Genomic DNA, 7,342 nt, shown 5'->3' on the forward strand with positions numbered 1-7,342 from the left:
CACGGTCGGGTCGGGCCCGCGGGCGGGGTCCTCGTTCCCCGTGCAGGTCCCGACCCACCACGCCGCCCTGGTCCGGTTCTGCGAGGGCGGTTCGGCCCAGGCGACCTTCAGCTTCCAGTCGGCGCTGCGCCGGAGCGGCGTCGTGGAGGTCACCGGCGACGAGGGCGTCCTGGTCCTGCCCGACCCCAACCGCTTCGACGGCGCGAGCACCCTGTGGCGGCGGGGCGGGGAGGAGCCGCGGACCATCGCGCCGGAGGGGGCGGCGGCCGGGCGCGGGCTGGGGGTGCTGGAGCTGGCCCGCGCGATCCGCGCCGGCCGGCCGGAGCGCGCCTCCGGCGAGCTGGCGGCGCACGTGCTGGAGGTGATGGCGGCGATCGGCGAGGCCGCGCGGACGGGGAGCGCGGTCGCCGTGCACTCGCGCGTCCCGCGCCCGGACCCGCTGCCGGCGGGGTGGGACCCCGGGGCGCGGGAGCTGCCCTGAGGCCCTGGCCGAACGGCGCGCAGGGCGCCGGGGGGATCAGCCGTGCGCGGAGGACGCCTCGGCCGGCCCCCCGGCGTCCGCACCGCGGTGGGCGCCGATGACCGCTCCGAGCAGCCCGGGGAAGCGCGCTTGGAGGTCGTCGGCGCGCAGGCTGTTGAGGATCGCGGTCCCCTGGTAGCGCTGGCGGATCACCCCCGCCTCGCGCAGCACGCGGAAGTGGTGGGTGCAGGTCGACTTGCTCACGGGGAGCTCGAAGGCGATGCACGCCATGTCGGTGTGGCCTTCGGCCAGCTCGCAGGCGATCCTCCTGCGGATCGGATCCGCGAGGGCGGCGAGGACGGCGTCCAGGTCGATGTCCTCGCGCTCCGGATGGTCCAGCGTGCGCACGTACCCCTCCCTCCGCTCGTAGGCCCGCCCCCATCGTAGTGCGGGGCGGCGGCGCCCTTCGCGGAGCGCGCTCGGGGAAACCGCCACCGCCCTCCCCTTTTGCGAATGAATTCTCCAGGCATTCATCGGCCGGAAGACGTGGGCCGACGCCCGCCGGCGGACAAGAGAAGTTCATTCCGATGAACACTCCCGCCGCCGGGAGTTCGGTGGGCGCGATTTCACACCACAGGAGCGGAACCCGGCGTCCCCCGCAGTGCGGGCGCACTGATCGCGACCGCGTTCACACATGCGATGACCACACTAATATCGGACGAACCCTTTCATTTCACCCTCCTTCAAAGGAATCCGAATTGTCCATTCCCGGACCATCGCCCCTCATCAAAAGGAAGACCGCCCTTCCGTTGGCGCGAGCACCGCCTGCCTCCTCCCGCCCGCCATGAGAACTTTTCCATTCACCGGCCAGGCCTGCGACCTGGAATAGCGCCCCCCTGCGGCTATTCCAGAAAGAATGGGCCCCTGCCGATGTCGACATCACCGGGAGGTCCGTGCAACGTTTGGTGGCGGCATCGACCCGCCGCCCCGGCAAGGGAGTTCTCGTTGAGCAAGGGGTACGGAGTTTTCTGCGACGCAGATCGCCATTTCTACGACACCCCCCGGCGACGAGCGTCGGACGCCCCGGACGCGGGCGGCGGAGGCGACCGGCTCTTCGCGGCGGCCCGGCGGCCGGCGCCCGAGGGCTGGCGGAGCCACCGCGAGGGCGACTGGCTGGCGCTGCGCCCGCTGGACCACCGGCTGCCGGAGCAGGGCTGGAAGATCCACGTCTCCGCCCGGCCGGACAACGCCGAGTCGGTGCTGGAGCGGGTCTGGGACTTCTGCGTGGAGCGGTCGCTGGCCTTCAAGTTCGTGCCCACCCAGTACCTGCTGCACAACCGCAACGCCAAGTACGCCGACCGGGGCGCCAGCGGCAAGTTCATCACCGTCTACCCCGGCGGCGACGAGGAGTGCGGTGCGGCGGCCGCCGCACTGGACGGGCTGGTCGGCGGCGAGCCCGGGCCCTACATCCTCAGCGACGTACGCTGGAACCGCGGACCGGTGCACCTGCGCTACGGGTCCTTCACCAAGCGGTACTGCTACGACGAGAACGGCGAGGCCGTGCCCGCGCTGGAAGGACCCGCGGGCGCCCTCGTGCCCGACCGGCGCGGCCCGGGGTTCCACGCCCCCGAGTGGGCGCCCGTGCCCGACTTCCTCCGGCCCCACCTGGAGGCGCGCTCGGCGGTGGACGTCACCGGGCTGCCGTACGCCATCGAGCGCGCCCTGCACTTCTCCAACGGCGGCGGCGTCTACGCGGGGCGGGTCAAGGCCACCGGCGAGCCCGTGGTGCTGAAGGAGGCCCGGCCGCACGCCGGGCTCGCCGCCGACGGGGCGGACGCCGTGGAGCGCCTCGAACGCGAGCGCGAGGCGCTGGAGCGCCTGGCCGGGCTGGACTGCGTGCCCCGCGTGCTGGGCCGCTTCCAGCTGGACGACCACCGCTTCCTGGTGCTGGAGCACGTCGGCGGCAGGCCGCTCAACTCCTTCTTCGCCCAGCGGCACCCGCTGATCGGGCCGGAGGCCTCCCCGGAGCGGCTGGCGGAGTACCGCAGGTGGGCCGTGCGGCTGTACACCCGGATCGAGGAGGCCGTGGCGGCCGTGCACGGGCGCGGGCTGGTCTTCAACGACCTGCACCTGTTCAACATCATGGTCTCCGAGGACGAGTCGGCCGTCGTGCTGCTGGACTTCGAGGCGGCCCGGCCGGCCGAGGACCGGGCCCGCCAGACGGTCGCCAATCCGGGGTTCGTCGCCCCCGGCGACCGGCGCGGCTTCGATGTGGACCGCTACGCGCTGGCCTGCCTGCGCCTGGCCCTGTTCCTGCCGCTGACCAGCCTGCTGGCGATCGACCGCGGCAAGGCCGAGCACCTGGCGGCCGAGGCGGCGCGGACCTTCCCCGAGGCGCGGTGGTTCCTGCGGCGGGCGGTGGAGGAGATCCTGCGCGACGCCGACGGCGAGAGCGCCGCGCGCCCGGTCACCCCCGAGTCCGGGACGCCCGGCACCGGCGCCGCCCCGGCCGAGGCGGACGGACCGCCCGCATTCCCCCCGGTCGCCCCGGGCGACTGGCCGCGCAGCCGCGACTCGATGGCCGCCGCGGTCCTGGCCTCGGCGACCCCCGACCGCGACGACCGGTTCTTCCCCGGCGACATCGCCCAGTTCGGCTCCGCCTGCGGCGGCCTGTCCGTGGGCTTCGGCGCCGCCGGGGTGCTGTACGCCCTCGCCGAGAGCGGCGCCGGTCCGGCACCCGAGGCCGAGGAGTGGCTGCTGCGGCGCGCCAAGGACCCCGGCTCGGGCGCCCCGCTGGGCTTCTACGACGGCCTGGCGGGCCTGGCCTGGACGCTCGACCGCCTCGGCCACCAGGGGCCGGCCCTGGAACTGACCGGGCTCCTGCTCTCCCAGCCGTGGGAGGCCGCCGGCCCCGGGCTGCACGGGGGCACCGCCGGGATCGGCCTGGCGCTGGACGCCATTGCGGCCGGCACCGGCGAGACCGAGGCGTCGGCCGCGGCCCTGCGCTGTGCGGAGCTGTCGGCACAGCGGGTGCTGGCCGCCCCGGACGAGCGGCGCCGCGCGGGGCTCCTGCACGGGGGCTCCGGCACCGCGCTCCTGTGCATCCGGCTGTACGAGCGCACCGGCGACACCGTCCTGCTCGACCTGGCCCGGCGGACGCTCCAGGCGGACCTCGACATGTGCGTGACCGGGGCCTCCGGCGCCCTGCACATCGACGAGGGGTGGCGGACCCTGCCTTACTTGGGCGAGGGCAGCGTGGGCGTGGGCATGGTGATCGACGACTACTTGGAGCACCGCCGGGACGCGGCCCTGGAACGCGCCCGGCCGCAGATCGTGCGGGCCGCGCAGGGCCGGTTCTACGCCCAGCCGGGCCTCTTCCGCGGGCAGGCGGGGATGGTGCTGTACCTGAGCCGCACCACCGCGCCGGCGGGCGCGGGCGCCCGCCCGTCCTCCGACCCGCACGGGGTCGGCCGGCAGATCGACGGCCTCTCCCTGCACGCCATGCGCTACCGCGGGCACCTCGCCTTCCCCGGCGAGCAGATGATGCGGCTCTCCATGGACCTCTCCACGGGGACCGCAGGATGCCTGCTCGCACTGGCCGCCGCACGCGGCGGCACGCCCACAGGGCTCCCGTTCCTCCCTCCGCTCCGGCGGAAGGAGCCGGCCGCCGAGGCGGCCGGGACAACCGAATGACGATGACACGAAGAGCGACGAAAGGAAGAACCATGAGCCTGCTCGACCTGCAGACCCTGGAGCCCGCCAAGGACGAGGCCGCCGGTGGCGGTGGCGGCAGTGAGGCCAGCCTCCTGCTTTGCGGCGACAGCAGCCTGAGCCTCACCACCTGCAACTGAGTCCCTGAGCCGGTGGGACGTCGATAGTCCCCTGCAAAGGGGACACGCCGACCTCCGAGCCCCGTCCGCGCGGTGCGCGGACGGGCGCTCTACGGCCGGTGCGGCCGCTGCATTCCCGGTTCTGGGAATACGGTCCCTGTTCCCAGAGTGCTCGGGCGCGGCCGCTCTCCGGCATCCCGGTGAGGCGGCGCCTCATGAAGGACTCGTACCCGAATACCGGCGTTTCTAAGGGCGCCCCCGAAACGGCTGTGAGCGCGGGCATGGACACCTGAAACGGAAAGGCGCCTCCGGGGCGCCGTTCCGTTCCTCTCCGCTCACCACTGTTCCACTGCCCGCGCCTTCGGGGGGCGTCCGTTCACAGGTCCGATGCACGGAGAAACGGTCAGAGCAACGAGAGCAGACGCATGACAGGGGCGCGAGCACTGATCCGGCGTGACGCTTCACCGCTTTCGGCCGGCCGTGTCCCCATGACGACCGCGCCGAATCCGCGGATGTTCTCGGCGGAGGACCGGACACGCGGTTCCGTGCCCCATCGATCGCCCGCGGCACTTTCACCTCCAAGGTGCACGGACGGCCCCCGAAAGGGCAGCGACGATAAGTCGGTGACCACCGCTCCCCCGCAGGGTCGGGCGTCGGTGACGCAGCCGCCCCTTAGAGAGGCTGCGGCGGTGCCCGGGACGACCGCGGCCGCACCTACTCCGCCCAATCCAGGGGGAACCCCCGAACAGGCCATCCCCGCCCCCGATGCCGACGCCGATCGCCCCCGGAAGCACGATGAGGACGGGGAGCCCCGCTACGAACGTGTAGAGGCGCTATCCCACCTCCTTCGGGTCCCGCTCCTTCCTCCTGCATCGCTGCTCTTCCGGCGGCCGGGCGCCGACCGGACGGCCGGCGCCCGGCTCCGCTCTCCACGCGCCAGAAAGGGCCAAGGATGGTGTTCACTCGCCGGCGCCGCGGTACCGGCCGGGCCCCGGACGTCCGGTCCGCCGACGCGCTGCTCACCCGGGTGGCCCGCGCCGAGGCCGGGCGCACCGGAGGGGTCCTGCTGTGCTCGGCCGCCGCGGCAGGCGCCTCCCTCGCCGTCCCCGCGGTCATGGGCTCCGCCCTGGACCTGCTCCTGGCCCGCGCCCCCGACGCCGGGCGCACGCTCGCCGCGGCGATCGCGCTCATCACCGCCGAGGTGGTCCTGACCTCCTGCGCCGCGCTGCTGGCGGGAACGGTAGGCGCCCGCTCCACCGCACGGCTGCGCCGCGGGGCCGTCGCCCGGCTGGCCTCAGCCTCCCCCTCCGAGGTCGCCCGCTTCTCCCCCGGCGACCTGGCGACCCGCCTGTCGGCGAACGCCACCGAGGCCGGGACCGCCCCCGCCGCGGCCGCACAGATCGCCGCCGCGGCACTGGCGCCGACCGGCGCCCTGGTCGCGCTGGTGCTCATCGACCCGTGGACGGCCCTGGCCTTCACGGCAGGCCTTCCCCTGCTGGCGCTTCTGCTGCGCTCGTTCGCCCGCAGCTCCGGGGACACCGTCGGGCGCTACCTGCAGGTGCAGTCGGGCATCGCCGCCCGGCTGACCGACGCACTCTCCGGTGCCCGCGCCATCGCCGCCGCCGGGACGCTCGACGCCGAGCGGAGCCGCGTCCTGCGCCCGCTGGACGCACTCGGCGCCGAGGGGCGGCGCATGTGGGCGGTGCACGGCTCGGCGATGGCGCGCAGCGGCGTGCTGATGCCCCTGCTGATCACGGCCGTCCTGGCGGTGGGCGGCCTGGGGCTGGCGGCCGGTCGGCTCAGCGTCGGCGACCTGCTCGCGGTGTCCCGCTACGCGGCACTGGCGGCCGGCCTGGGGGCGGTCGCCGAACCGCTCGGGGCGCTGGTGCGGGGGCGGACCGCCGCGCGCCGCGTGGACGCGCTGATGGGCGTGCAGGAACTGCCCTACGGGCGCTCGGCGCTTCCTGCGCAGGGCCCCGGTGCGCTGGAACTGCGCGGGGTGGAGGTGCGGCGCGGCACCGACCGGGCACTGCGCGGGGTGGACCTGCACGTTCCGGGCGGACGGACGGCGGCCGTGGTCGGGCGCTCGGGGGCGGGCAAGTCGACGCTGGCGGAGGTGGCGGGCCGATTGACCGACCCGGACGGGGGCACGGTGCTGCTGGACGGCGTCCCGCTCGCAGACGTGGCCGAGGAGGAGCTGCGCAGGGAGGTCGGCTACGCGTTCGAGCGGCCGTGGCTGACGGGGGCCACCGTCGCGGAGGCGATCGCCGCGGGCGCGGAGACGGCCTCGGAGCAGGACGTGCGGGCGGCGGCCCGGGCGGCGGGGGCGGACGACTTCGTCCGGATGCTTCCCCAGGGGTATGCGACCCCGCTGGAGGAGGCGCCGCTCTCAGGCGGTGAGCTCCAGCGTCTGGGGCTGGCGCGGGCGTTCGCGCACGCGGGGCGGCTGCTGATCCTGGACGACGCCACCTCCAGCCTGGACACGGCGACCGAGCGGAAGGTGGACCGGGCGCTGGCACGGCACGTCCGCCCCGGCACGCGGCTCGTCATCGCGCACCGGCTGTCGTCGGCGGCCCGGGCGGACATGGTGGTGTGGCTGGACGGGGGCCGCGTCCGAGCGGTCGGCTCCCACGAGGAGCTGTGGCACGACCCGGAGTACCGGGCGGTGTTCGGCGAGGGCGGGCACGCGGATCCGGCGGAGGACTCGACACCGGGCGCAACGGGCTCAACGGGCACTTCGGACGCACCGGGCACCGTGGCCCACAGGGACGGCGCCCTATGAGAGCACCGGCAGCACCGCACCGGACACCGCCCCACCGTCCGTGTCCGCCGCGCCCGCCACGCACCCAAAGGGGTGCACCTCCCCCCATGACGCATCCGCGCACCGGCAAGAGCACCACGCCGCCTCTCGTCCCGCCTCCGAAACGACGGAGGCCCATGGAGCCGACGGCCACAGCACCCCACGGACCCCCAAGCCGCCGAAACGACGAAGCCCCATGAGAACGACGGCCGCACCACCCCACGCTTCTCGAGAGCCCGCGGCAGGGGCGGG

At 74.8% G+C, this 7,342-nt stretch carries 4 protein-coding genes and 1 pseudogene; 4 read left to right on the forward strand and 1 reads right to left on the reverse strand.

Annotated elements, in window-relative coordinates:
- Positions 1 to 481: pseudogene (locus D450_RS0113510) on the forward strand (Gfo/Idh/MocA family protein); the annotation flags it as partial.
- A gap of 36 nt (positions 482 to 517) precedes the next feature.
- Here the strand turns inward: D450_RS0113510 and D450_RS0113515 are convergent.
- Positions 518 to 868, reverse strand: coding sequence for an ArsR/SmtB family transcription factor (locus tag D450_RS0113515; RefSeq protein WP_017539202.1), 351 nt, complete (start codon positions 866 to 868; stop codon positions 518 to 520).
- 597 nt (positions 869 to 1,465) lie between these two features.
- On the opposite strand from D450_RS0113515, the gene lanKC reads away from it, so the two are divergent.
- The 3 genes from lanKC to D450_RS0113530 all read left to right on the forward strand — a co-directional run bounded on the left by lanKC (position 1,466) and on the right by D450_RS0113530 (position 7,072).
- The gene (gene lanKC, locus D450_RS0113520) at positions 1,466 to 4,153 is read left to right on the forward strand and encodes a class III lanthionine synthetase LanKC (RefSeq protein ID WP_017539203.1); all 2,688 of its coding nucleotides are present in this window, start codon (positions 1,466 to 1,468) and stop codon (positions 4,151 to 4,153) included.
- Between the two features lie 32 nt (positions 4,154 to 4,185).
- A complete protein-coding gene (locus tag D450_RS33680) occupies positions 4,186 to 4,311 on the forward strand; it encodes a SapB/AmfS family lanthipeptide (RefSeq protein WP_017539204.1) in 126 nt (41 codons plus the stop codon).
- Positions 4,312 to 5,242: 931 nt separating this feature from the next.
- Positions 5,243 to 7,072, forward strand: a complete 1,830-nt coding sequence (locus D450_RS0113530; RefSeq protein WP_017539205.1) for an ABC transporter ATP-binding protein — start codon at positions 5,243 to 5,245, stop codon at positions 7,070 to 7,072.
- Positions 7,073 to 7,342: the final 270 nt, after the last annotated feature.

The organism is Nocardiopsis halophila DSM 44494, from assembly GCF_000341245.1.
Classification (GTDB): domain Bacteria; phylum Actinomycetota; class Actinomycetes; order Streptosporangiales; family Streptosporangiaceae; genus Nocardiopsis_A; species Nocardiopsis_A halophila.